Annotated in this window: 27 protein-coding genes; 19 read left to right on the forward strand and 8 right to left on the reverse strand. The window is 65.4% G+C overall.

Annotated elements, in window-relative coordinates; genetic code table 11:
• Positions 1-23: 23 nt before the first annotated feature.
• Both lolA and PO605_RS14830 read left to right on the forward strand, forming a co-directional pair.
• Positions 24-659: an outer membrane lipoprotein chaperone LolA gene (gene lolA, locus PO605_RS14825; RefSeq protein WP_047217411.1), complete on the forward strand. Its 636-nt coding sequence runs from the start codon at positions 24-26 to the stop codon at positions 657-659.
• Between the two features lie 167 nt (positions 660-826).
• Positions 827-2353, forward strand: coding sequence for a methyl-accepting chemotaxis protein (locus PO605_RS14830; RefSeq protein WP_017405194.1), 1527 nt, complete (start codon positions 827-829; stop codon positions 2351-2353).
• Here the strand turns inward: PO605_RS14830 and brnQ are convergent.
• The gene (brnQ, locus tag PO605_RS14835; RefSeq protein ID WP_016451105.1) at positions 2340-3653 is read right to left on the reverse strand and encodes a branched-chain amino acid transport system II carrier protein; all 1314 of its coding nucleotides are present in this window, start codon (positions 3651-3653) and stop codon (positions 2340-2342) included. The two genes, PO605_RS14830 and brnQ, sit on opposite strands and share 14 nt — an antisense overlap.
• 442 nt (positions 3654-4095) lie before the next feature.
• Between brnQ and PO605_RS14840 the strand changes: the two genes are divergently transcribed.
• On the forward strand, positions 4096-5406 hold the full coding sequence (locus PO605_RS14840) for a replication-associated recombination protein A (protein ID WP_047472755.1): 1311 nt from the start codon (positions 4096-4098) through the stop codon (positions 5404-5406).
• A gap of 38 nt (positions 5407-5444) precedes the next feature.
• Here PO605_RS14840 and PO605_RS14845 read toward each other — a convergent pair whose 3' ends face one another.
• Positions 5445-5894, reverse strand: a complete 450-nt coding sequence (locus tag PO605_RS14845; protein WP_016445769.1) for a winged helix-turn-helix transcriptional regulator — start codon at positions 5892-5894, stop codon at positions 5445-5447.
• A 91-nt stretch (positions 5895-5985) separates the two neighbouring features.
• On the opposite strand from PO605_RS14845, the gene PO605_RS14850 reads away from it, so the two are divergent.
• Positions 5986-6714, forward strand: coding sequence for an SDR family oxidoreductase (locus tag PO605_RS14850; protein ID WP_016445770.1), 729 nt, complete (start codon positions 5986-5988; stop codon positions 6712-6714).
• Between the two features lie 52 nt (positions 6715-6766).
• Complete coding sequence (locus tag PO605_RS14855) at positions 6767-7372, forward strand: 2-hydroxychromene-2-carboxylate isomerase (RefSeq protein WP_047472754.1); 606 nt, start codon at positions 6767-6769, stop codon at positions 7370-7372.
• Between the two features lie 8 nt (positions 7373-7380).
• Here PO605_RS14855 and PO605_RS14860 read toward each other — a convergent pair whose 3' ends face one another.
• Positions 7381-7728, reverse strand: coding sequence for a GFA family protein (locus tag PO605_RS14860; protein WP_016445772.1), 348 nt, complete (start codon positions 7726-7728; stop codon positions 7381-7383).
• Positions 7729-8033: 305 nt separating this feature from the next.
• On the opposite strand from PO605_RS14860, the gene PO605_RS14865 reads away from it, so the two are divergent.
• From PO605_RS14865 to PO605_RS14895, 7 genes are all read left to right on the forward strand, one after another.
• Entirely contained in the window at positions 8034-8963 is a 930-nt protein-coding gene (locus PO605_RS14865) for a branched-chain amino acid ABC transporter permease (RefSeq protein ID WP_016445773.1), read from the forward strand.
• Between the two features lie 10 nt (positions 8964-8973).
• Complete coding sequence (locus PO605_RS14870) at positions 8974-10053, forward strand: ABC transporter permease subunit (RefSeq protein ID WP_013800924.1); 1080 nt, start codon at positions 8974-8976, stop codon at positions 10051-10053.
• A gap of 17 nt (positions 10054-10070) precedes the next feature.
• Complete coding sequence (locus PO605_RS14875) at positions 10071-10865, forward strand: ABC transporter ATP-binding protein (RefSeq protein ID WP_016445775.1); 795 nt, start codon at positions 10071-10073, stop codon at positions 10863-10865.
• Between the two features lie 3 nt (positions 10866-10868).
• Entirely contained in the window at positions 10869-11615 is a 747-nt protein-coding gene (locus PO605_RS14880) for an ABC transporter ATP-binding protein (protein ID WP_047472753.1), read from the forward strand.
• 252 nt (positions 11616-11867) lie between these two features.
• Positions 11868-12230 carry a DMT family protein gene (locus PO605_RS14885; protein ID WP_016445777.1) on the forward strand — a complete coding sequence of 121 codons (363 nt, stop codon included), beginning with the start codon at positions 11868-11870 and terminating at the stop codon, positions 12228-12230.
• A 143-nt stretch (positions 12231-12373) separates the two neighbouring features.
• Positions 12374-13021, forward strand: coding sequence for a DUF47 domain-containing protein (locus tag PO605_RS14890; RefSeq protein ID WP_016445778.1), 648 nt, complete (start codon positions 12374-12376; stop codon positions 13019-13021).
• A gap of 22 nt (positions 13022-13043) precedes the next feature.
• Positions 13044-14054, forward strand: coding sequence for an inorganic phosphate transporter (locus PO605_RS14895; RefSeq protein ID WP_016445779.1), 1011 nt, complete (start codon positions 13044-13046; stop codon positions 14052-14054).
• A gap of 76 nt (positions 14055-14130) precedes the next feature.
• Here the strand turns inward: PO605_RS14895 and PO605_RS14900 are convergent, their stop codons facing one another.
• Complete coding sequence (locus PO605_RS14900; protein WP_016445780.1) at positions 14131-14634, reverse strand: NINE protein; 504 nt, start codon at positions 14632-14634, stop codon at positions 14131-14133.
• Between the two features lie 7 nt (positions 14635-14641).
• A complete protein-coding gene (locus tag PO605_RS14905) occupies positions 14642-15166 on the reverse strand; it encodes a GNAT family N-acetyltransferase (RefSeq protein WP_047472751.1) in 525 nt (174 codons plus the stop codon).
• 145 nt (positions 15167-15311) lie between these two features.
• Here PO605_RS14905 and rpsP point away from each other — a divergent pair, with 145 nt between their 5' ends.
• From rpsP to PO605_RS14935, 6 genes are all read left to right on the forward strand, one after another.
• On the forward strand, positions 15312-15566 hold the full coding sequence (gene rpsP / locus PO605_RS14910; RefSeq protein ID WP_012207143.1) for a 30S ribosomal protein S16: 255 nt from the start codon (positions 15312-15314) through the stop codon (positions 15564-15566).
• Positions 15567-15689: 123 nt separating this feature from the next.
• Positions 15690-16259 (forward strand): ribosome maturation factor RimM, encoded by a 570-nt coding sequence (rimM, locus tag PO605_RS14915; protein WP_016445782.1) that lies wholly within the window; start codon positions 15690-15692, stop codon positions 16257-16259.
• Between the two features lie 12 nt (positions 16260-16271).
• Positions 16272-17042, forward strand: coding sequence for a tRNA (guanosine(37)-N1)-methyltransferase TrmD (gene trmD, locus PO605_RS14920; protein ID WP_272206573.1), 771 nt, complete (start codon positions 16272-16274; stop codon positions 17040-17042).
• 110 nt (positions 17043-17152) lie between these two features.
• Positions 17153-17533 (forward strand): 50S ribosomal protein L19, encoded by a 381-nt coding sequence (gene rplS, locus PO605_RS14925; protein WP_016445784.1) that lies wholly within the window; start codon positions 17153-17155, stop codon positions 17531-17533.
• Between the two features lie 87 nt (positions 17534-17620).
• Complete coding sequence (locus PO605_RS14930) at positions 17621-18349, forward strand: CoA pyrophosphatase (protein ID WP_016445785.1); 729 nt, start codon at positions 17621-17623, stop codon at positions 18347-18349.
• Between the two features lie 68 nt (positions 18350-18417).
• Positions 18418-19407 (forward strand): CobD/CbiB family protein, encoded by a 990-nt coding sequence (locus tag PO605_RS14935; protein WP_272206574.1) that lies wholly within the window; start codon positions 18418-18420, stop codon positions 19405-19407.
• Positions 19408-19498: 91 nt separating this feature from the next.
• Here PO605_RS14935 and rsgA read toward each other — a convergent pair whose 3' ends face one another.
• From rsgA to PO605_RS14950, 3 genes are read right to left on the reverse strand one after another with little or no spacing between them, the layout of a single operon-like run.
• Positions 19499-20467, reverse strand: coding sequence for a ribosome small subunit-dependent GTPase A (gene rsgA / locus PO605_RS14940; protein ID WP_016445787.1), 969 nt, complete (start codon positions 20465-20467; stop codon positions 19499-19501).
• Between the two features lie 18 nt (positions 20468-20485).
• A complete protein-coding gene (locus PO605_RS14945) occupies positions 20486-20818 on the reverse strand; it encodes a 4a-hydroxytetrahydrobiopterin dehydratase (protein ID WP_047472749.1) in 333 nt (110 codons plus the stop codon).
• Positions 20819-20834: 16 nt separating this feature from the next.
• Positions 20835-22136, reverse strand: a complete 1302-nt coding sequence (locus tag PO605_RS14950) for a M48 family metallopeptidase (RefSeq protein WP_047472748.1) — start codon at positions 22134-22136, stop codon at positions 20835-20837.
• 30 nt (positions 22137-22166) lie between these two features.
• On the opposite strand from PO605_RS14950, the gene orn reads away from it, so the two are divergent.
• On the forward strand, positions 22167-22772 hold the full coding sequence (gene orn, locus PO605_RS14955) for an oligoribonuclease (protein WP_016445790.1): 606 nt from the start codon (positions 22167-22169) through the stop codon (positions 22770-22772).
• Positions 22773-22942 lie beyond the last annotated feature (170 nt).

Raw genomic sequence — 22942 nt, forward strand, 5'->3', positions numbered from 1 at the left:
CATTTCGCAATCATGGAGAAAGAATGAAACGTCTGTTGACTGCAGTTGTGATCGCGGCAAGCGCGACGGCCTCGTGGGCCGATGGCCTCAAGAGCCTGGAAGCCTTCATGAAGAATTCCCAGGCCGGCCGCGCCGAATTCACCCAGGCCGTCACGGCCCCGTCCAAGGATGGCCAGCCGCCGCGCACCAAGAACTCCAGCGGCCAATTCGAATTCCAGCGTCCCGGCAAGTTCAGGTTCGTCTACACCAAGCCGTTCGAGCAGACCATCGTGGCCGACGGCAAGACGCTGTGGCTCTATGACGCCGACCTCAACCAGGTCACGCAGCGCGCGCAGGCCCAGGCCCTGGGCAGCACGCCTGCCGCCATCCTGGCGTCGGCCAGCGATCTCAAGGCGTTGAGCGCCGATTTCGATCTGCAGTCCGCGCCCGAGCAGGATGGCCTGCAATGGGTCCAGGCCAGCCCCAAGGACAGGAACGGCCAGCTCAAGAGCGTGCGCGTGGGCTTTGCAGCCGATGGGCAGCTTTCGGCGCTGGACATCCTCGACAGCTTTGGCCAGCGTTCGCTGATCCGCTTCAGCAAGCTGCAGACCCAGGCATCCCTGCCGGCCTCGACCTTCGAGTTCAAGGTGCCTGCGGGCGCCGACGTGCTCAAGCAGTAATCCACCGCTGCACAGGGCGGCCCTTCAAGAACCTCACACGCTGCGGTGCGCAGTTTGTGAGGTTTTGTAATGGTTTTGCCTAATATCGTCGAGACAATGGCGGCCTGCGGCCAGCGACTGTTTCTACGTCCCTTCGAGGACATGCTGGCCGGCTCTCGCATGTCTTTATGAACCTCAGTCGCAAGTTGCCGCTCGCCATTGCCATGGCGCTGCTATTCACCCTGGCCGCCGGATTCTTCGGCCTCTGGTCGGCCCATCAATCCCTTGGCGTCTTTCACGGCGACGTACAGCGCCACATGGCCGCAGAGCGCCTTGCCGCAGAAGTGGAAGGCCACTTCAAGACCCAGGTCCAGGAATGGAAGAACGTGCTGCTGCGCGGCTCGGACAACGCGCTGCGCGAGCGGCACTGGAAGGGCTTTCTGTCCGATGAGCGCGCCGTGCAGGACAAGACCACCGCCTTGCTGGCCCTGGTGGAAGACACCGCCCTGCGCGAGATGGCCCAGCGCTTTGTGGCACAGCACCGCAAGATGGCCGAGGGCTATCGCGTGGGCCTGGACAAGTTCGAGGCCACGGGCTTCGACCCCTCCGTGGGCGACATGGCCGTGCGCGGCGTGGACCGCGAGCCGGCCGAGCTGCTGTCCCGGCTCAAGGCCGGCATCGCTGCCCAGAGCAAGTCCGTGGCCGATGATGCCTACAGCAGCGGCAGGCGCGCCACGGAATTGAGCCTGGCGCTGATGCTGGTGGCGGCCGTGGCCGGCGTGGCCATTGGCTGGCTCATCACCCGCGCCGTGGTGGCACCGCTGCGCAGCGCGGTCCGGCTGGCCGAGAACGTGGCCCGTGGCCATCTGACCAATGCCATAGCGAGCGGCGGCCGCGACGAGCTGGGCCAGCTGCTGCGGGCGCTGGGCGCCATGCAGGAACAGCTGCGCAGCATCGTCGTGGAAGTGCGCGGCAATGCGGAGCAGGTGGCATCCGCCAGCTCGCAGATCGCAGCGGGCAACAGCGACCTGGCCCAGCGCACCGAGCAGCAGGCGTCGGCCCTGCAGATGACGGCATCGTCCATGGACCAGCTCGACTCCACCGTGCGCGGCAATGCCGATCACGCAGAGAAGGCCAACCTGCTGGCTTCGTCCGCCAGCGACATTGCCACGCGCGGCGGCGATGCCATCTCGGCCGTCGTGGGCACCATGCGCAGCATCCAGGATGCGTCCGAACGCGTGGTCAGCATCATCGAGGTGATCGACGGCATTGCCTTCCAGACCAACATTCTTGCGCTCAACGCGGCCGTGGAGGCCGCACGGGCCGGCGAGCAGGGCCGGGGCTTTGCGGTGGTGGCCGCCGAGGTGCGCACGCTGGCCCAGCGCAGCTCGGGTGCGGCGCGGGAGATCCGCGACCTGATCCAGGCCAACGCCCAGCGCGTGGCCCTGGGCGCCCAGGAGGTGGACAGTGCGGGCGCGACCATGGCCTCGGTGCAGGAGGCGATTGCCAAGGTCTCGCGCATGATCGGCGCCATCAGCCATTCCAGCGGCGAACAGAGCGCGGGCGTGAGCCATGTCAACAGCGCCATCGTCCGCATCGAGGAAGGCACCCAGCAGAACGCCGCGCTGGTGGAGCAGACCAGTTCGGCCGCCGAGAGCCTGCGCAAGCAGGCCCATCAGCTGGTCGAACTCATGTCAAGGTTCAGGACGGCTTGAACGCGGCGGCGGGCGCAGGGCGCAGCCGGTCGTGGAGGGCGGCCAGCACCAGGGTCGCGGCCACGGGCAGGGCCCAGCCCATGCCGTTGCCCGGCAGGCTGTTCAGGAACGCGGGCAGCCAGTCCTGCCAGCCGGCAGCCCTGGCTGCATCGATGAGACCAAACAACAGGGCCACGGCCAGCACCGGTGCGAACACCCGCTGCGCATTGCGCCACAGGCCAGACAGCAGGCTCAGCACCACCAGGGCGATGGCCAGCGGGTAGATGCCCACGAGCACGGGTCCGGATACGGCGATCAATTGGGCCAGGCCCTGGTTGGACACCAGAATGCAGGCCAGGCCGATGGCCACCACCACTGCACGGTAGGGCAGGCGCAGCATTTGGCTGAAGTAGGCGCCGCAGGCACTGACCAGGCCCACGGCCGTGGTCAGGCAGGCCAGGGAGATCACCACGGCCAGCAGCAGGCTGCCGATGGGGCCGAAGGTGTGATCCACATAGCGCGTGAGGATGAGCACGCCGGTCTGTGCCTGCGGGGCGATGGACTGGCTGGTGGCGCCCAGATGGATCAGCGACAGATACACCATGCCCAGCCCGACGGCGGCGATCACGCCCGCGACGATGGCGTAGCGCGTCTGCAGGCCGGTATCGGAGATGCCGCGGTCACGGATGGCGTTGACGATGACGATGCCGAAGGCCAGCGCCCCCAGCGCGTCCATGGTCTGGTAGCCCTCCAGGAAACCTTCAGTCAGCGGCGACACCAGGTAGTCGCCACTGGCCCTGGTGGCCTCCCCGGCCGGCAGCAGCACGGCGGCGGCGCCCAGCACCACCAGCGCCAGGATCAACACGGGCGTGATCAGCTTGCCGATGTTGTCGATCAGCTTGCCCGGGAACAGGGACAGGCCCATGACCAGGGCGAAGTACACGGCAGAGTAGATGAACAGGGCTGTGCTGCTGTGGCCCATGAAGGGCGCAAAGCCCATCTCGAACGACACCGTCGCCGTGCGCGGCGTGGCGAACAGCGGCCCCAGGATGAGATAGATCAGCAGGCCCAGCACCATTCCGGCCTTGCGGCCCACGGGCGAGGTCAGTGCGTCCATGCCGCCGCCCACGCGCGCCAGTGCGACCACCGTGAGCAGGGGCAGGCCCACGCCCGTCAGCAGGAAGCCGGTGGCCGCGGCAGCCGCGTGCTCGCCGGCGCCCTGGCCGACCATGGGCGGAAAGATGATGTTGCCCGCGCCGAGGAACAGCGCAAAGGTCATGAAGCCTAGGGCGATCAGGTCCCTGGTCTTGAGTGTTTGCATGGATGCAGAAATGAAAAGGCCCCGCATTGCCGCATGGCAGGCGGTTCCGTAAACGGAGGGAGGCGCGGGGTTGGAAGGCTGCGATGACGCAGGCCCGAAGGTCGCGTGCGGATCGCGCGGCCGGCTCCGCAAAGGGCAGCATTTTAGGGCTGCGGCCCGAAGCAGGTGTGAAATGTCAGTGATTGCTCTTGATGGGGTGCATGCAAACAATCCATGTCGTTTCAGTGACATGCCTGGAGGCGATGGCCATATTCCCGTCTGAAGATCAGGAGTTTCAGTCCACGGCCGACATCAGGCATCAAGGCCTGGCGCACCTGCGCCAGCCATGGCGTGGACAATGGCGCCATGGTTCTGCAACTGCATCTGTTCCCTTTGGCGAAGAATCCGCAACACGGGCTGCCGCACCTCGCGTGCGGGGAGCGGCCTTCGAGAGAGCTGCCCCATGGCTGATCTGTTCACCCAGGAGCCCTCCGCACCACTGGCCGAAGCCCTGCGGCCCAAGACCCTGGACGAGGTCGTGGGCCAGTCCCACCTGCTGGGCGAAGGCAAGCCGCTGCGCCTGGCCTTCCAGTCGGGCAAGCCGCATTCCATGATCTTCTGGGGGCCACCCGGCGTGGGCAAGACCACGCTGGCCCGGCTCACGGCCACGGCCTTCAAGTGCGAGTTCATTGCGCTGTCTGCGGTGTTCTCCGGGGTCAAGGACATCCGTGCGGCCATGGAGCAGGCGCAGCAGAACCTGGCCATGGGCCGGCACACCATCCTCTTCGTGGACGAGATCCACCGCTTCAACAAATCCCAGCAGGATGCGCTGCTGCCCTATGCGGAAAGCGGCCTGGTGACCTTCATCGGCGCCACCACGGAGAATCCGTCCTTCGAGGTGAACTCGGCCCTGCTGTCGCGCGCACAGGTCTATGTGCTGCAGTCCCTGACCGACGAAGAGCTCAGGCAGCTGCTGCAGCGTGCGCAGGAAAAGGCCCTGGGCGGCCTGCAGTTCGACGACCTGGCGCGGGACACCATCATCGGCTATGCCGATGGCGACGCCCGGCGGTTCCTGAACCTGCTGGAGCAATGCCAGACGGCGGCGGGCGCTGCAGGCGTCACCCGGATCGATGCCGAATTCGTGCAGAACGCGCTGACCCTGAATGCCAGGCGCTTCGACAAGGGGGGCGACAACTTCTACGACCAGATCTCGGCCCTGCACAAGTCCGTGCGCGGCTCCCATCCGGATGCAGCGCTCTACTGGCTCACCCGCATGCTCGACGGCGGCGCCGATGCGCGCTACCTGTCGCGGCGCATCGTGCGCATGGCCTGGGAAGACATAGGCCTGGCCGATCCGCGCGCCATGCAGATCGCCAACGATGCGGCCCTGACCTACGAGCGCCTGGGCAGCCCTGAAGGCGAGCTGGCCCTGGGCCAGGCCGTCATCTATCTGGCCATGGCTCCCAAGAGCAACGCCGGCTACAACGCCTACAACAAGGCCCGGGCCTTCGTGAAGCAGGACAGGAGCCGCGAGGTGCCCGTGCACCTGCGCAACGCGCCCACCAAGCTCATGAAGGAGCTGGGCTACGGCCATAAATACCGCTACGCGCACGACGAGCCCAACGCCTACGCGGCCGGCGAGACCTATCTGCCCGAGGGCATTGCGGAGCCGGGCTGGTACCAGCCCGTGCCACGGGGCCTGGAGATCAAGATCGGCGAGAAGCTGGCCGTGCTGCGCAAGTGGGATGAAGAGGCTGGCGGCGGCGGCGCATAGCCGAATCCCGTGAGAGCAGGCCGGGGCTGGAGCCAGGGCTAGGCGCCCGGGCCGGGCTCCACCGTCACATCCCGCGCGTGCAAGGGAGCGTGGCAGTGCGAGCAGACGATCAGGGGATCGAACGTGTGGCCGCACACCGAATGCCGGTGCAGCAGGGGCCGGCCTTCCTCGCCGGACATGTGCACATCGCCCCAGTGCACGATGGCCATGACCACGGGATGCAGGTCCAGTCCCTTGGACGTGAGGCGGTACTCGTGCCGCACCGGCGCCTCCTGGTAGGCCACCTTCTTGAGCACGCCGGCCTCGACCAGCCTGGCCAGCCTGTCCGACAGCATGGGGCGTGAAATGCCCAGGCGCCCCAGGAATTCATCGAAGCGGCGCACTCCCAGAAAGCAGTCGCGCAGCACCAGCAGCGTCCAGCGGTCACCGATGACCGAGACCGTGCGTGCGATGGAGCAGCGCTCCTCTTCCAGTTCGTTCCATTTCATTGGGCAGTTCCCCGCTTGACGGGTTCAGATTTTAAACCTACTGTGCATAAAGTTCAAAAAATGAACTTACTTCTTCATCCACGGAGATTCCATGACCGACAAGAAAGCCATCCTCGTCATCGGTGCCGGTGACGCCACGGGCGGGGCGATTGCCCGGCGCTTTGCGCGCGAAGGCTATATCGCCTGCGTCACCCGCCGCGATGCCGACAAACTCCAGCCGCTGGTCGAGCAGATCCGCGCCGCAGGGGGTGAAGCCCATGGTTTTGGCAGCGACGCGCGCAAGGAAGAGGAAATGGTGGCCCTGGTGCAGAAGATCGAGGCCGAGATCGCACCCATCGAGGTCGCCGTCTTCAACATCGGCGCCAATGTGCGCTTCGGCATCACCGAAACCACGGCGCGCGTCTACTTCAAGGTCTGGGAGATGGCCTGCTTCGCCGGCTTTCTGATGGGGCGGGAGGCGGCCAGGGTGATGCTGCCGCGCGGCCGGGGCACCATCATCTTCACGGGCGCCACGGCCAGCTTGCGCGGGCGCGAGGGCTTTGCCGCGTTTGCCGGTGCCAAGCACGGCCTGCGCGCCCTGGCGCAGAGCATGGCGCGCGAACTCTGGCCCAAGGGCATCCATGTGGCCCATCCCGTGATCGACGGCGCCATAGACACCGAATTCATCCGCAGCAATTTCCCCGAGCGCTATGCCCTCAAGGAGCAGGGCGGCATCCTCAATCCCGAGCACATTGCCGACCTCTACTGGCAACTGCACCAGCAGCCGCGCGACGCCTGGACGCACGAGACCGAGATCCGTCCCTGGATGGAGCCGTGGTGAGCCGCCTTGCCTTATCGCATCGTCACTTCCTCCCACTCCCGCAGGCCACGCCATGAACACCAAGGTGCAATTTCTCTTCGACTTCGGCAGCCCCAACGCCTATCTCTGCCACCAGGTCATTCCCCGGATCGAGGCGCGCAGCGGCATCCGCTTCGAATATGTGCCTGTCCTGCTGGGAGGCCTGTTCAAGCTGGCCAACAACCGCTCCCCGGCCGAGGCCAATGCCGACATTCCCAACAAGCGCGCCTATGAGGCGCTGGAGCTGCAGCGCTTCGTGCACAGGCACAGCCTCACGCGCTTCCGGATGAATCCTCACTTTCCCGTGAACACCCTGCAGATCATGCGTGGGGCCGTGGCCGCCCAGGACATGGGCTGCTTCGAGCGCTATGTCGATGCGGTGTTCTCCAGCATGTGGGAGAAGGGCTGCAAGATGGACGATGCCCAGGTGATCGGCACCGAGCTGTCCGGGGCGGGTCTGGACGCCCCAGCCCTGATTGCCGCAAGCCAGACGCCAGAAGTCAAGGCCCGGCTGCTGGCAAATACCGAGCAGGCCTTCCACCGTGGCGCTTTCGGAGCGCCCACCTTTTTTGTTGGCGACGAGATCTATTTCGGCAAGGACCGCCTGCGCGATGTGGAGGAAGAAGCGCTGCGGGCCTGAAGCCAGCCTCAGGCCGACCGTCCGTCGTAGCGCGTGATGCGCAAGGCTTCGGCATCCACGCCTTCCAGGCAGCGCACGTTGACGGCCGCCATGTGCCGGCCCTTGGGATCGGTGGCTTCGCCGAAAGGGTGGATGCCGCAGGTCGGGCAGAAGCGGTGCTGGATCAGATGCCGGTGGAAGGTGTAGGAGCGCATCTGCTCCTCGGGCGTGCTCAGCTGCAGCTGTTCGCGGGGCACGAACCACATGAGGGCGCCCTTGCGCGCGCAGATGGAGCAGTTGCAGGCCATGACCTGGGTGAGTTCGCCTTCCACATCGAAAGCGATGCCGCCGCAGTGGCAGCTGCCGTGGTATTTCATCGGGGTTCTCCGTGGCCACCGCTTGCTGGCGGCACTGTCGTTGATGGTAGGAGTTCATGCTGGCTGCGGCAAATTGCTGCAGTGCTACATAAGAGCGCGTGGCTTGTAAAGCCTCGGGAAACCCCGCTGCAACAAGGCGTTGCAGGCCACCGGGGGGTGCCTAGAATCGCCCATCCCCTGCGGCTTCCTGATCACAAGCCGGGATGCGGCAGGAGAGCTTCCACCACCATGGCATTGCTGGCTCCGTTCGTTTGGATGCGAGGCACGCTGAATGTCTCCATCCTGAGCAAAAGGGGAGAGCGCATATGGACATACTGCTTCAGCAGGTCATCAACGGATTGGTCCTGGGCAGCATGTATGCCCTGATCGCCCTGGGCTACACCATGGTGTACGGCATCATCCAGCTCATCAACTTCGCCCATGGCGAGGTGCTCATGGTCGGGGCGCTGACCAGCTGGAGCTGCATAGGCCTGATGCAGGAGGCCATGCCGGGCGCACCGGGCTGGCTGATCCTGCTGCTGGCGACGGTGATCGCCTGCGTGGTGGCCGCCGCACTGAATTTCGTGATCGAGAAAGTGGCCTACCGGCGCCTGCGCAGCAGCCCGCGCCTGGCGCCCCTGATCACGGCCATCGGCGTCTCGCTGCTGCTGCAGACGCTGGCCATGATCATCTGGAAGCCCAACTACAAGGCCTATCCCACGCTGCTGCCGAGCACGCCCTTCGAGATCGGCACGGCGGTGATCACGCCCACCCAGATCCTGGTGCTGGTGGTCACGGCGATTGCGCTGGCTGCGCTGACCTACCTGGTCAACTACACCAAGCTCGGGCGCGCCATGCGGGCCACGGCCGAGAATCCGCGCGTGGCGGCCTTGATGGGTGTCAAGCCTGACATGGTGATCTCTGCCACCTTCATCATCGGCGCCGTGCTGGCGGCCATCGCGGGCATCATGTACGCCTCCAACTACGGCACGGCCCACCACACCATGGGCTTTCTGCCGGGGCTCAAGGCCTTCACGGCGGCCGTGTTCGGCGGCATCGGCAACCTGGCGGGCGCCGTGGTCGGCGCCATGCTGCTGGGGCTGATCGAGTCCATTGGCTCGGGCTACATCGGTGATCTCACGGGCGGCGTGCTGGGCAGCCACTACACCGACATCTTCGCCTTCATCGTGCTCATCATCATCCTGACGCTGCGCCCCTCGGGCCTGCTGGGTGAGCGTGTGGCCGACCGCGCCTGAGGAGAGACGCATGAACAGCAAGAAGACCGTGCAATGGATTCTGGGCGGCCTGGCGCTGATGGTGCTGCCGCTGGTGCTGCAGTACTTCGGCAATGCCTGGGTGCGCATCGCCGACCTGGCGCTGCTCTATGTGCTGCTGGCACTGGGCCTGAACGTGGTGGTGGGCTATGCAGGCCTGCTGGACCTGGGCTACGTGGCGTTCTACGCCGTGGGCGCCTACATGTTTGCGCTGATGGCCTCGCCGCATCTGGCGGAGACCTTCGAGGGCTTTGCCGCCATGTTCCCGGACGGGCTGCATACCTCCATCTGGCTGGTGATACCGCTGGCGGCGCTGCTGGCGGGCATCACGGGAATACTGCTGGGCATCCCGGTGCTCAAGCTGCGCGGAGACTACCTGGCCATCGTCACGCTGGGCTTCGGCGAGATCATCCGCATCTTCATGAACAACCTGGACCAGCCGGTCAACATCACCAACGGCCCCAAGGGCATAGGCCAGATCGACTCGGTCAAGATTCTGGGGCTGGACCTGGCCAAGCGCCAGGAGATCTTCGGCTACGACATCAGCTCGGTCACGCTGTACTACTACCTGTTCCTCTTCCTGGTGCTGGTCAGCATCGTGATCTGCTGGCGCCTGCAGGACTCGCGCATAGGCCGCGCCTGGATGGCCATCCGCGAGGACGAGATCGCCGCCAAAGCCATGGGCATCAACACGCGCAACATGAAGCTGCTGGCCTTCGGCATGGGCGCTTCCTTCGGTGGTGTCTCGGGCGCCATGTTCGCGGCCTTCCAGGGCTTCGTCTCTCCCGAGTCGTTCAGCCTCATGGAGTCCATCATGATCGTGGCCATGGTGGTGCTCGGCGGCCTGGGCCATCTGCCCGGCGTGATCCTGGGTGCGGTGCTGCTGTCGGCCCTGCCCGAGGTGCTGCGCTATGTGGCCGGTCCCCTGCAGCAGATGACCGATGGGCGGCTCGATGCCTCCATCCTGCGCCAGCTGCTGATCGCGCTGGCCATGATCGTCATCATGCTGATGCGTCCGCGCGGCCTGTGGCCGTCGCCCGAGCATGGCAAGAACCTGCCGCACCAGTCCTGAGCATGGAGAAACCGCAGATGGCGAATACGGCAGACAACAGCTCCAGCGCTCCGGTGCTCAGGGTTTCGGGCATTTCCAAACGCTTCGGCGGGCTGCAGGCGCTGTCCGATGTGGGCATGACCATTGGCCGGGGCCAGGTCTACGGACTGATCGGACCCAATGGCGCGGGCAAGACCACCTTCTTCAACGTGATCACGGGCCTGTACACGCCCGACAGCGGCAGTTTCGAGCTGGCCGGCAAGGCCTACGAGCCCACGGCCGTGCACAAGGTGGCCAAGGCCGGCATTGCGCGCACCTTCCAGAACATCCGGCTGTTTGCCGAGATGACGGCGCTGGAGAACGTGATGGTCGGGCGCCATGTGCGCACGCACTCGGGCCTGATCGGCGCGGTGCTGCGCACGCGCGGCTTCAAGGCCGAGGAGGCCGCCATCCGCGCGCGCGCCCGTGAATTGCTGGACTACGTGGGCATCTCCAAGTACGCGGACTTCAAGGCCCGCACGCTGAGCTACGGCGACCAGCGGCGCCTGGAGATCGCGCGGGCCCTGGCCACCGACCCGCAGCTGATCGCGCTGGACGAGCCTGCCGCCGGCATGAATGCCACCGAGAAAGTGCAGCTGCGCGAGCTGATCGACCGCATCCGCCGCGACCAGCGCACCATCTTGCTGATCGAGCACGACGTGAAGCTGGTCATGGGCCTGTGCGACCGCGTCACCGTGCTCGACTATGGCAAGCCCATTGCCGAAGGCACGCCGGCCGAGGTGCAGAAGAACGACAAGGTGATCGAAGCCTATCTGGGCACGGGAGGACACTGAACCATGGGCGAGCAAGAGCAAGACAAGGGCGTGTCCCCTCCGGTGCTGCTGAAGGTCGAGGGCCTGAAGGTGGCCTATGGCGGCATTCAGGCCGTCAAGGGTGTGGACTTCGAGGTGCGCCAGGGCGAGCTGGTCTCGCTGATCGGCTCCAACGGTGCGGGCAAGACCACGACCATGAAGGCCGTCACGCGCAGCCTGCAGATGGCGGACGGCGACGTGCACTACCTGGGCCGCAGCATCCGCAACGTGGGCGCCTGGGATCTGGTGGCCCAGGGCCTGGTCATGGTGCCGGAGGGGCGCGGCGTGTTCGCGCGCATGACCATCACCGAGAACCTGCTCATGGGCGCCTACACGCGCAACGACAAGGCCGGCATTGCCGCCGACATCGAGCGCATGTTCGGCATCTTCCCGCGTCTGAAGGAGCGCCGCGACCAGCTGGCCGGCACCATGTCGGGTGGCGAGCAGCAGATGCTGGCCATGGCGCGCGCGCTGATGAGCCAGCCCAAGGTGCTGCTGCTGGACGAGCCCTCCATGGGCCTGTCGCCCATCATGGTGGACAAGATCTTCGAGGTGGTGAGCGACGTGCACGGCCTGGGCGTGACCCTTGTGCTGGTCGAGCAAAATGCCAGCCGTGCGCTGGCGCTGGCCGATCGCGGCTATGTGATGGAGTCCGGCCTGATCACCATGACGGGACCCGGCCAGACCCTGCTCAGCGACCCGCGCGTGCGGGCTGCCTATCTGGGCGAGTGAGCGCCACGGCTGCCGTGAGCGCGGGGATGGATGGAATGCCCCGTGCCACTGACGGGATATGGCAAAAATATGACGATTTGATGAAGATTCATCAAGCGTCGATCGGTGCGAGACTTTGCGTATTTGTGCGATGGAATGGGTTATTCGAGGAAATTCGCGCAAAAAGGCAATTTTTGGAAAGAAATCGAAAATCGGCCCTGCCCAGTGCCGGACGCGATAATTTGGGTTTCCCCGCGTCGGGCTGCACATCACATGAACTGGCTCCAACACATCCCCGTCGGGCTGCAGACCGTGGTCCTGCTGGCCATGAGCAATGTCTTCATGACCTTCGCCTGGTATGGCCACCTGAAGAACCACGCCTCGTCGCCCTGGTACGTGGCAGCCCTTGTCAGCTGGGGCATCGCGCTGTTCGAGTACCTGCTGCAGGTGCCCGCCAACCGCATAGGCCACACGCAGTTCAGCGTGGCGCAGCTCAAGATCATCCAGGAGGTGATCACGCTGGCGGTGTTCGCGCCCTTTGCCGTGCTCTACCTGAACCAGCCGCTCAAATGGGACTTCCTCTGGGCCGGGCTGTGCATGGTGGGCGCGGTGTACTTTATTTTTCGCAGCGGCTGACAGGGCGGCGCGCCGGCGCGCAAAAACGCGCCTGGGACTCAAGAGTACACTTCGCCCCGTTCAAGCCGGGAAGCCATGCCAAGCATCCGCAATGTGACGCAGTGAGTCGCCTGGTTCCCCCTGTTTCCCGGTAAGGAGCATTCATGCTTTTTGGCAAGTTATTGCCGCGCGAAGGCAATTTTTTCGAGATGTTCAACCAGCATGCCGATCGCATCGTCGAAGCCGCGCATGCCTTCTCGCAGCTTGTCGCCAACTACAACGATCCTCATCTTCGCGAGAAGTACAACGAGGACGTGAACAACGCCGAGCGTGCCGCAGACCGCGTGACGCACGACGTCACCAAGGCGCTGCACAAGACCTTCATCACGCCGCTGGACCGCGAGCACATCCACTCGCTGATCAACACCATGGACGACGTGGCCGACCTGATCCAGGACTCGGCCGAGACCATGGCGCTGTACGACGTGCGCCACATGACGGAAGAGATCACGCGCCTGACGGACCTGTGCGTGCGCTGCTGCGAGCGGCTGCGCGATGCGGTCAAGCTGCTGTCGCGCATCTCCGATCCCTCGGTGGTGGACGCGGCGATGAAGACCTGCGAGGAAATCGACCGCCTCGAATCGGACGCCGACCGCGTGATGCGCTCGGCCATGAGCAAGCTGTTCCGCGAAGAGCCCGATGTGCGCGAAGTCATCAAGCTCAAGGCCATCTACGAGCTGCTGGAGACGGTGACCGACCGCTGCGAGGACGTGGCCAACCTGATCGAGGGCATCGTCCTCGAGAATTCCTGAGCCCTCGCGGAGTCGTTTCTCTATGGAATCCGTACAAGCGGCCCTGTGGGTCGTGATCCTGCTGGTGGTGCTGGCCCTGCTGTTCGACTTCATGAACGGCTTCCACGATGCTGCCAACTCGATCGCCACCGTGGTCTCCACGGGCGTGCTCAAGCCCACGCAGGCCGTGGCCTTCGCGGCCTTCTTCAACGTGGTGGCGGTCTTTGTCTTTCACCTGAGCGTGGCAGCCACCGTGGGCAAGGGGATCGTGCAGCCCGGCATCGTCGACACGCATGTGGTCTTCGGTGCCCTGGTCGGTGCCATTGCCTGGAACGTGATCACCTGGCACTACGGCATCCCCAGCAGTTCCTCGCATGCGCTGATCGGCGGCATCGTGGGCGCGGTGATGGCCAAGGCCGGCGCAGGCGCACTGATTGCCAGCGGCATCGGGAAGACCGTGGCCTTCATCTTCGTCTCGCCGCTGCTGGGCTACCTGCTAGGCTCGCTGATGATGGTGCTGGTGGCCTGGGTCTGCCGGCGCGCCGCGCCCAACAGGGTGGACCGCTGGTTCCGCAGGCTGCAGCTGGTCTCCGCCGGTGCCTATAGCCTGGGCCACGGCGGCAATGACGCGCAAAAGACCATCGGCATCATCTGGCTGCTGCTGATCGCCACCGGCTATGCCAATGCCGGCGACGCCGAGCCGCCGCTGTGGACCATCGTCAGCTGCTACCTGGCCATCGGCCTGGGAACCATGTTCGGCGGCTGGCGCATCGTCAAGACCATGGGTCAGAAGATCACCAAGCTCAAGCCCGTGGGCGGCTTCTGCGCCGAAAGCGGTGGTGCACTGACGCTGTTCTTTGCAACCTTCCTGGGCGTGCCGGTCTCGACCACGCACACCATCACCGGCGCCATCGTCGGCGTGGGCTCCACCCAGCGCGCCAGCGCCGTGCGCTGGGGCGTGGCAGGCAACATCGTCTGGGCCTGGGTGCTGACGATCCCTGCCAGCGCCTTCGTGGCATCGATTGCCTACTGGATCAGCCTGCAGCTGTATTGAGCCGGGGCTGCTGCCGCCAAAAAGAAAGACCGCTCATGGCGGTCTTTCTTTTTTCGGGGGAGGCGTTGGCTGCGCCTCACTGCGAAATCTTGCGCGCCTCCTCCACCTGGTGCTCGAAGTAGTGCTGGAAACTGTAGGCAATGCTGGCCATGAGCACGGCGGCGCCCAGCATCAGCGACAGCGCAATGGCAAAGATGGTTGACCAGCCCGTGCGTCCGGCCTGCGCCTGCACGTCAATGCCGGGGTTGTGGCGCCGGTTCCAGGCTTCGGTATCGGTCAGCCCGTAGAGGATGGCGCGCAGCGCGCAGCCGGCGATGGTGAAGCCCAGCAGCGGAATCAGCAGCCAGCTGAGCTGGTCGTCCTGTCCCAGTTGCTGCACGCGTTCGATGCCGTACACGCCCAGCGCCGTGGGCACGGGCAGCAGCCAGCCCAGCCAGTCGCCGAGCCCATGCAGGTAAAAGCGATGCAGCCCCAGCGGCCCGCCCACAAAGGCCAGCCAGGCGGCCAGTGTCTTGTTCCTGGGGCGGGGAGCCCGGTCGGCGCCGGTGGTCTGGGGCAGGGGCGTGCTGGGTCGGTTCATGCGCCCATTATTCGGGCGAACTGCGGTCGCCGTCTCCCAGGGTCTTCTCCATGAGCACGATGTCCAGCCAGCGGCCGAACTTCCATCCCATGGAGCGCAGCGTGCCCGCAGGGGTGAAGCCTGCAGCGCGGTGCACCCCGATGGAGCCGGCATTGGCCGAGTCGCCGATCACCGCCAGCAGCTTGCGCACGCCGGCCGCCTCGCAGTCGTGCGACAGCGCATCGATCAACAGGCGGCCCACGCCCTGGCCGCGTGCCGCGTCATGCACATAGATGGAATCCTCGGCAGAAAAACGATAGGCCGGGCGCGGCTTGAACCAGTTGGCGTAGGCAAAGCCCAGCACCTGGCCCTGTGCGTCCACGGCGACCAGATAGGGCAGGCCCTTGGCCAGCACATCCGCGCGGCGCGTGGCCATGTCGGCTTCGGAAGGGGGATCGGTCTCGAACGTTCCTGTGCCATGCAGCACGTGGTGGCGGTAGATGGCGGTGATGGCAGCGAGATCGCTGTACTGGCTTGGGCGGATGGTAGGCATGAGAAAAGAAGTTCGATATAATCGCTGGTTTTACGGCGTGTCGCTGGCCGGGTGGCCATGTCGCGTGTCTCAAACGCCGCAAAACTCTGTGCAGCCATTTATTGTGTGTTAATTACGTGGTGGCTGCGCCACCCGAAGGAAAATCATGGTCGTCATTCGACTCTCTCGCGGCGGTTCCAAGGCCCGTCCGTTCTACAACATCGTTGCTGCTGACAAGCGCGTTCGCCGCGATGGTTCGTTCATCGAACGTCTGGGCTTCTACAACCCCAACGCCCGTGGTGGCGAAGAGGGTCTGCGCGTTGCTCTGGACCGCGTGAACTACTGGAAGGGCGTTGGCGCGCAGGCTTCCGAGACCGCAGAGCGCCTGATCAAGCAGGCCACCCAGAAGACTGCTGCCTAAATCAGCACCCCTTCTGAAATCGGGTTCCGTTGGCTTGTCTGACGGGGCCCGTTTTTGTTTTCCCCCTCCGGATCGCCTTGCACCGATCTGCATTGACCGTCCACCTACTGCCTACCGACTGCCATGAGCCACATGCCTGAACTCGAAGCCAGCGTCCTGCCTGCCGATGCCGTGGAGGTCGGGCGCATCGCCGATGCCTGGGGCATCAAGGGCTGGTTCAAGGTGGCGGCCTTCAGTTCCGACCCCGAGGCCCTGTTCACGGCCAAGCAGTGGTATCTGCAGCCCGCCGAAAAAGGCGCCCGGCAGTTCACCGGAACCGTGCTGCTGCCGGTCAAGCAGGCGCGCGTGCACTCCGACTCCGTCGTCGCCACCTCGCCCGCCGTGAACGACCGCAACGCTGCCGAGGCCCTGCGCGGTGCGCGCATCTTCGTGGCGCGCAGCGATTTTCCGCAGCCCGAGGATGGCGAGTATTACTGGGTCGACCTGCTGGGCCTGTCCGTGGTCAACCGCGAAGGCGTGGCCCTGGGCATCGTCCGAGACCTGCTGTCCACCGGCCCGCAGACCGTGCTGGTGCTGGCCTATGAAGAGGATGGTAAGGAGCGCGAGCGCATGATTCCCTTTGTCGACGCCTATGTGGACAAGGTGGATCTGCCGGGCAAGACCATCGTTGCCGACTGGCAGCCCGACTACTGATCGCCGACATCCATGCGCTTCGACATCCTCACGCTGTTTCCCGAGCTGTTCACGCCGTTTCTCGAAAGCGGCGTGACGCGCCGGGCCTATGCCTCGGGCCAGGTCGGCGTGCACCTGTGGAATCCGCGCGACCATGCCCAGGGCAGCTACCGGCGCGTGGACGACCGGCCCTTCGGCGGCGGGCCGGGCATGGTGATGATGGCCGAGCCGCTGCAGCGCTGCCTGGAGGCGGCGCAGCAGGCGCGCCGCGACGCGGGCGAGACCGAGCCGGCGCCGGTGGTGCTGTTTTCGCCGATAGGCACGACGCTGCGCCACTGCGTGGTCGCCGACTGGGCGCAGGGGCAGGGTGCCATCTTGCTGTGCGGCCGCTACGAGGGGTTGGACCAGCGCTTCATCGATGCCCATGTCACGCACCAGCTGAGCCTGGGCGACTTCGTGCTCTCCGGTGGCGAGATTGCTGCCATGGCCTTGCTCGATGCCGTGGCCCGGTTGCAGCCCGGCGTGCTCAACGACGAGGGCAGCTTCCAGCAGGACAGCTTCAATCCCGCGCTCGACGGCCTGCTCGATTGCCCACACTACACGCGCCCCGAAGTCTGGGAAGGGCGCGAAGTGCCGGCGCCGCTGTTGTCTGGGCACCACGCGCAGATCGAGCGCTGGCGCCGCGACCAGCGCCTGTCCATCACGGCCAGGCACCGGCCCGAGCTGATAGAGCAGGCGCGCGCCCAGGGCCTGCTCAATGCCAAGGACGAGGGGTTTTTGGCAAAAAACGCCGCCGGGCTATAATCCGCGATTCTTCGATCCTCTATCCGGCCGCTGCTACGAACAAAGCAGCCATGGCGCCAATCCCGGCGCTTGCCAATCCTGGCGCGGACAAGATCGATTGGATGTTGACCATGAATCTGATCCAGACCCTCGAGCAAGAGGAAATCGCCCGTCTGAACAAGACCATCCCCCAGTTCGCCCCCGGTGACACCGTCATCGTGAGCGTGAACGTGGTCGAAGGCAGCCGCAAGCGCGTGCAGGCCTACGAAGGCGTCGTGATCGCCAAGCGCAACCGTGGCCTGAACAGCGGCTTCACCGTGCGCAAGATCTCCAGTGGTGAAGGCGTGGAGCGTACGTTCCAGACCTACTCGCCCCTGATCGCCGGCATCGAAGTCAAGCGTCGCGGTGATGTGCGTCGTGCCAAGCTGTACTACCTGCGCGAGCGCAGCGGCAAGTCGGCACGCATCAAGGAAAAGCTGCCGTCGCGTGTCAAGGTTTCTGCCGAAGCCTGAGCACCTGCGTCACAGCTGGAAAGCCGCTACAGTCGCCTGTAGCGGCTTTTTTGTTGCCCGGTCGTTTCTCACCACATTCCTTCATTCGTGTCCTCTCTGCCCGATACCGCCATACCCGTGCCGACCGGCGGCCCGACGCCAGCGGCCGTCGCCTCGGTCGCCGACCCGCGCATGGCGCAACTGGTGGGCAGGGACAGCCACCTGCCCGCCGTGCCTCTGGAGGCCCGCGCGCCGGATGCCCTGCGCCAGCGCTTTGCGCGGCCGCCCCGCTGGGCTCCCGAGGTGGTGCGCGAGAAACGCTTCAGTGATCGCCAGCCCACCGATGCCGCCGTGCTCGTGCCCATCGTGCTGCGCTCCGAGCCCACGGTGCTGCTGACCGAACGCACGGCCCATCTGTCCACCCATTCAGGCCAGGTGGCCTTTCCGGGTGGCAAGCGCGATCCTGAGGATGTGTCTGCCCAGGCCACGGCCCTGCGCGAGGCGCAGGAGGAAGTCGGGCTTGCTGCCGGCGATGTGGAAGTGTTGGGCACCCTGCCCATCTACACCACGGGCACGGCCTTTCTGATCACGCCGGTGGTGGCCCTGGTCGATCCCCGGGCGCGCCTGCATCCCAATCCCTACGAGGTGGCGGACGTGTTCGAGGTGCCGCTGTCCTTTTTGCTCGATCCTGCCAACCATGAGCGCCACGCCATGGTCTGGAACGGCGTGCCGCGCGAATGGTTTGCCATGCCCTACCAGGATGGAGACCGCCAGCGCTACATCTGGGGCGCCACGGCCGGCATGCTGCGCAATCTTTACCGATTCCTGTCGGCCTGATGCCCGGATGGGGTGCCGTGCCACCCCGGGGTCACGGGCCTGCCCGCATGCGCCAGTATGATGGCCGGATGAGTTTCTTTGCCATTCTGATCGCCTTGCTGATCGAGCAGGCGCGCCCCCTGACGCCGGCCAACCTGGTGCACACAGGCTACAGGGCCTGGACGGTTTCGGTGCGCCGCAACTTCGATGCCGGCCAGGCGCACCACGGCTGGCTGGCCTGGACCGTGGCGGTGGCGCTGCCCTGCGTGCTGGTGACAGGCATCTATCTGCTGCTGCTGTGGGGCGTGGGCTGGCCGCTGGCCATGCTCTGGAATGTGGCCGTGCTCTACGTCACGCTGGGCTTTCGCCAGTTCAGCCACCACTTCACGCGCATCCGCGATGCGCTGGATGCAGGTGACGAGTACGCGGCGCGCGAAGCCCTCGCCCACTGGCAGCAGGTGGACGCCAGCGAAGTGCCCCGCAGCGAGGTGGTGCGCCATGTGATCGAGTACTCGGTGCTGGCGGCGCATCGCCATGTGTTTGGCGTGCTGTTCTGGTTCTCTGCACTGGCGGCGCTGGGCCTGGGTCCGCTGGGTGCCGTGTTCTACCGCATGACCGAGCACCTGTCGCGCTCCTGGTCGCGCAAGGGCCTGCTGGGTGGCAGCCAGGTCAGTGTCCAGTTGCAGCACGCCTCACGGTTGGCCTGGACCGTGATCGACTGGCTGCCCGCACGGCTGACGGCTCTTTCCTTTGCCGTGGTCGGCAGTTTCGAGGAGGCCATCGAGGGCTGGCGCTTCCATGCCCAGCGCTTTCCCAACGACAACGACGGCGTGATCCTGGCCGCCACCTCGGGCGCCATCAACGTGCGCCTGGGCGGCGAGGCACTCAAGCGCCGCGAGGGCATCTCGGTGACCCGGGACGACGGCGAGGAGATCGACCTCGACGTGGACAGCGAAGCCACGCCGGGCCGTGAGCCCGAGATCGGCCACCTGCGCAGCGTGGTCGGCCTGGTCTGGCGCTCGGTCGTGGTCTGGCTGCTGCTGCTGGCGCTGCTGTCGCTGGCGCGCCTGTTGGGCTGAGTGCGGAGCCTGCGGGCGAGTCCTGGATGACGCCCCTTTGGAGGCGTCGTTTCCTCCCTCCCGGAGCGGCCCGGTGGCGTTTGGGGGAGGCTCAATACTTCGTGGCCTGACTCAACTCATCAAACAGCTCGGCATAGATGCAGTACCGGTTGGCACTGATGTCATGGTCGGCGTCCATGCCGTGTTCCTCATCCTCCACGCGCGGCATGACCGCGCATCCGGGCTCGTGCAGGTGGGTGCAGTTGTAGAACTTGCATTCCTGCGCATGGGCGCCGATGTCGGGCATGCAGCGGGGCAGGTCGGTGGGTTCGATGTGGCGCAGGCCGAACTCCTGGAAGCCCGGCGAGTCGATCAGGGCTGTCGTGCGCTCCTCGTCCATCCAGTACCAGCTGGTCGTGGTGGTCGTGTGCTTGCCGGAGTTCAGTGCCTGCGAGATCTCGTTGGTGGCCGCGCGTGCGCCGGGGACCAGCAGGTTGATCAGGGTGCTCTTTCCCGAGCCGGAAGGGCCCAGCACCAGCGTGGCCTTGCCCTTGAGGTGCTTCATCAGCAGCTGCCGATCGGCCTCGCCCTCATTGGCCAGCGACAGCGACAGCACCTCGTAGTGCGGCTTTTCCTGGCCCAGGTACATCTCGCGATAAGGCTCCAGGCGCTCCCAGGCGTCGGCAAAGGGCTCGGCCAGGTCACGCTTGTTGAGGGCAATCAGGGGCTTGATGTGGGTGGCTTCGGCAGTGATCAGGGCGCGGGCCAGCTGGCTTTCGGAGAAGACCGGCTCGGCGGCGATCAGGATCAGCACCTGGTCGATGTTGGCTGCAAAGGACTTGGTGCGTATCTCGTCCTGCCGGTAGAACAGGTTGCGCCGCTCCAGCACCTTTTCTATGGTGCCTTCCTCCCCCTGGCCTGGGGGCGGAAGTTGCCAGCGCACGCGGTCGCCCACCACGGTCTGGCTCTTCTTGCCGCGCGGGTGGCAGATGTGGCGCGAGCCGTCTTCGGTCTCGACCACGCAATGGCGGCCATGGCTGGAGACGACCAGGCCTTCGTGCAGTGCGGAGCGCTCAGCCATGGGTCAGCGGGGTGCGATTCATGGGCGCGTCAGCAACGCATCGATGCGGCGTGCGCATTCGATGTCGGTGGACGAGATGCCGTTCACGTCATGCGTGTTCAGGCGTACACCGCAGCGGCCGTAGCTGACGGTCAGGTCGGGATGGTGGTCCTGCTGGTGGGCGATCAGGGCCAGCGCATTCACGAAGGCCATGGTCTCGTAGTAGTTGGCGAAGGCGTAGCTCTTGGCGATGGCATCGCCATCGAGCTGCCAGCCCGGCAGGGCGGCCAGTGCGGTGTGCAGTTCGTCGGAAGTCAGCGCGCGGCGCTGCTGGTTGGACCAGTCCTGTTGTTGCAAGCGTTGTGTGCTCATGGTGAGTGCGTATGGTTCAGGTCGGAGAGGGCATGCGCGCCAGCCGGGCGAGGGCGGGCGGATGCGAGTAGTAAAAGCTCACGTACCAGGGATCGGGCGTGAGCGTTGAAGCATTGTCCTCGTACAGCTTGAGCAGTGCCGAGGCCAGGTGGGCGCCGCTGGCCTGTTGCATGGCGTAGGCATCGGCTTCGAACTCGTCGCGGCGCGACAGGGCCGAGAACAGTGGGGTGACAAAGAAGCTGAACACCGGCACGGCCAGCAGGAACAGCAGCAGCGCCACGGCCTCGTTGCCGGCGCCGATGCCGCTGTGTCCCAGCGCAAGGTCCAGACCCGGACGGACGCCCAGGCCCAGGTAGAACCACAGCTGCTGCGACAGCCAGCCCAGCAGCGCAAAGCCCGCCAGGCTGGCGGCAAACATCAGCAGCATGCGCTTGAGGATGTGGCGGTGCTTGAAATGGCCCAGCTCATGCGCGAGCACGGCCTCCACCTCGTCGGCGTCCAGCTGCTTGAGCAAGGTGTCGAAGAACACCACGCGCTTGGAGTGGCCGAAGCCCGTGAAATAGGCATTGGCATGTGCCGAGCGGCGGCTGCCGTCCATCACGAACAGGCCCTTGGCCGTGAAGCCGCAGCGCTGCATCAGTGCGCTCACGCGCTCCTTGAGCGGGCCGTCCTCCAGTGGATCGAACTTGTTGAACAGCGGTGCGATGAAGGTCGGGAAGATCCACATCAGCAGCAGGTTGAAGCCCGTCCAGACGGCCCATGCCCAGAGCCACCACAGGTCGCCGGCCGAACCCATGAGCCACAGGATCAGTGCCGCAATCGGAAGGCCGATGGCTGCGCCCATGGCCGTGGACTTGGCGGCATCGGCCAGCCACAGCCGCAGCGTCATCTGGTTGAAGCCGAAGCGCTGCTCCAGCACAAAGGTCTGGTAGAGCGACAGCGGCAGCTCCACCAGGCCGGAGATCAGAGCAAAGCTGGCCAGCAGCGCCAATTGCTGCCACAGGCCGGCGCCCATCCATTCCAGCAACTGCTGGTTGAGTGCATCCAGCCCGCCCAGCAGCGTCCATGCGAGCAGCACCACGGCGCCCAGCGTCATGTCGATCAGGGCAGCGCGTGCCTTCGCCAGTGTGTAGTCGGCGGCCTTCTGGTGGGCGGCCAGGCTGATGCGCTGCGCAAAGGCCTCGGGCACCTGCGCTCTGTGGCCTGCCACATGGCGCACCTGGCGCGAGGCCAGCCAGGCGCGCAGCAGCCACTGGGCCAGCACGGCTGCGGCAAACAGCAGGGAAAGCGTCGATGAAAAATCGGGGTTGAAGACCATGTGGCCGCAGTGTAGGCGACAATTTGGGCCATGTCCGAAGCCTCCAGCGCCTGCATTCCCGTCCCCGCCGAATCCGGCACGCCCGTCACCCTGAGCAAATCCGACCTCAATCTCGTCTGGCTCGACTGCGAGATGACCGGGCTGCAGCCCGACACCGATCGCATCATCGAGATCGCCGTGGTCGTCACCAGCCCGGACCTTGCCACGCGCATCGAGGGTCCTGTGTTCGCCATCCATCAAAGCGATGCCCTGCTCGACGGCATGGACGCCTGGAACAAGGGCACGCACGGCAGGAGCGGCCTGATCGAGCGCGTCAAGGCATCGACCACCACCGAGGCCGATGCGGAAGCCGCGCTGATCAAGTTCCTGGCGCAGTACGTTCCCAAGGGCAAGGCGCCGCTGTGCGGCAACAGCATTGGCCAGGACCGGCGCTTCATGGAGCGCTACATGCCCAAGCTCAACGACTTCTTTCACTACCGCAACGTTGATGTCAGCACCCTCAAGGAACTGGCCAGGCGCTGGAAGCCCGATGCCTACGCATCCTTCAAGAAGGCCCAGCGCCACACGGCGCTGGCCGATGTGCATGAATCCATCGATGAGCTGGCGCACTATCGCGCACGCCTGCTGAGCGTCTAGCGCCCGGAGCCGGGGCCCTCCGGCCATTTTTGTGCAGGGGGCTTGCGGGAAAACCCCAGGAGTGCGACAATCTACAGCTTGCCTCCATCAACAAGGGGCAATTTGCACATCTCCATCACACAAGGGCTCCTGCGCTGTGTGTCTGAGGTCGATGTCCACAGACCATCCAT

The sequence above is a fragment of the Delftia sp. DT-2 genome, assembly GCF_028401915.1.
Taxonomy (GTDB): Bacteria; Pseudomonadota; Gammaproteobacteria; order Burkholderiales; family Burkholderiaceae_C; genus Comamonas; species Comamonas tsuruhatensis.

Excerpts from the sequence above, each read along its gene's own strand:
- lolA (WP_047217411.1), top strand. The coding sequence starts at position 24 with ATGAAACGTCTGTTGACTGCAGTTGTGATCGCGGCAAGCGCGACGGCC.
- PO605_RS14830 (WP_017405194.1), top strand. The coding sequence starts at position 827 with ATGAACCTCAGTCGCAAGTTGCCGCTCGCCATTGCCATGGCGCTGCTA.
- brnQ (WP_016451105.1), bottom strand. The coding sequence starts at position 3,653 with ATGCAAACACTCAAGACCAGGGACCTGATCGCCCTAGGCTTCATGACC.
- PO605_RS14840 (WP_047472755.1), top strand. The coding sequence starts at position 4,096 with ATGGCTGATCTGTTCACCCAGGAGCCCTCCGCACCACTGGCCGAAGCC.
- PO605_RS14845 (WP_016445769.1), bottom strand. The coding sequence starts at position 5,894 with ATGAAATGGAACGAACTGGAAGAGGAGCGCTGCTCCATCGCACGCACG.
- PO605_RS14850 (WP_016445770.1), top strand. The coding sequence starts at position 5,986 with ATGACCGACAAGAAAGCCATCCTCGTCATCGGTGCCGGTGACGCCACG.
- PO605_RS14855 (WP_047472754.1), top strand. The coding sequence starts at position 6,767 with ATGAACACCAAGGTGCAATTTCTCTTCGACTTCGGCAGCCCCAACGCC.
- PO605_RS14860 (WP_016445772.1), bottom strand. The coding sequence starts at position 7,728 with ATGAAATACCACGGCAGCTGCCACTGCGGCGGCATCGCTTTCGATGTG.
- PO605_RS14865 (WP_016445773.1), top strand. The coding sequence starts at position 8,034 with ATGGACATACTGCTTCAGCAGGTCATCAACGGATTGGTCCTGGGCAGC.
- PO605_RS14870 (WP_013800924.1), top strand. The coding sequence starts at position 8,974 with ATGAACAGCAAGAAGACCGTGCAATGGATTCTGGGCGGCCTGGCGCTG.
- PO605_RS14875 (WP_016445775.1), top strand. The coding sequence starts at position 10,071 with ATGGCGAATACGGCAGACAACAGCTCCAGCGCTCCGGTGCTCAGGGTT.
- PO605_RS14880 (WP_047472753.1), top strand. The coding sequence starts at position 10,869 with ATGGGCGAGCAAGAGCAAGACAAGGGCGTGTCCCCTCCGGTGCTGCTG.
- PO605_RS14885 (WP_016445777.1), top strand. The coding sequence starts at position 11,868 with ATGAACTGGCTCCAACACATCCCCGTCGGGCTGCAGACCGTGGTCCTG.
- PO605_RS14890 (WP_016445778.1), top strand. The coding sequence starts at position 12,374 with ATGCTTTTTGGCAAGTTATTGCCGCGCGAAGGCAATTTTTTCGAGATG.
- PO605_RS14895 (WP_016445779.1), top strand. The coding sequence starts at position 13,044 with ATGGAATCCGTACAAGCGGCCCTGTGGGTCGTGATCCTGCTGGTGGTG.
- PO605_RS14900 (WP_016445780.1), bottom strand. The coding sequence starts at position 14,634 with ATGAACCGACCCAGCACGCCCCTGCCCCAGACCACCGGCGCCGACCGG.
- PO605_RS14905 (WP_047472751.1), bottom strand. The coding sequence starts at position 15,166 with ATGCCTACCATCCGCCCAAGCCAGTACAGCGATCTCGCTGCCATCACC.
- rpsP (WP_012207143.1), top strand. The coding sequence starts at position 15,312 with ATGGTCGTCATTCGACTCTCTCGCGGCGGTTCCAAGGCCCGTCCGTTC.
- rimM (WP_016445782.1), top strand. The coding sequence starts at position 15,690 with ATGAGCCACATGCCTGAACTCGAAGCCAGCGTCCTGCCTGCCGATGCC.
- trmD (WP_272206573.1), top strand. The coding sequence starts at position 16,272 with ATGCGCTTCGACATCCTCACGCTGTTTCCCGAGCTGTTCACGCCGTTT.
- rplS (WP_016445784.1), top strand. The coding sequence starts at position 17,153 with ATGAATCTGATCCAGACCCTCGAGCAAGAGGAAATCGCCCGTCTGAAC.
- PO605_RS14935 (WP_272206574.1), top strand. The coding sequence starts at position 18,418 with ATGAGTTTCTTTGCCATTCTGATCGCCTTGCTGATCGAGCAGGCGCGC.
- rsgA (WP_016445787.1), bottom strand. The coding sequence starts at position 20,467 with ATGGCTGAGCGCTCCGCACTGCACGAAGGCCTGGTCGTCTCCAGCCAT.
- PO605_RS14945 (WP_047472749.1), bottom strand. The coding sequence starts at position 20,818 with ATGAGCACACAACGCTTGCAACAACAGGACTGGTCCAACCAGCAGCGC.
- PO605_RS14950 (WP_047472748.1), bottom strand. The coding sequence starts at position 22,136 with ATGGTCTTCAACCCCGATTTTTCATCGACGCTTTCCCTGCTGTTTGCC.
- orn (WP_016445790.1), top strand. The coding sequence starts at position 22,167 with ATGTCCGAAGCCTCCAGCGCCTGCATTCCCGTCCCCGCCGAATCCGGC.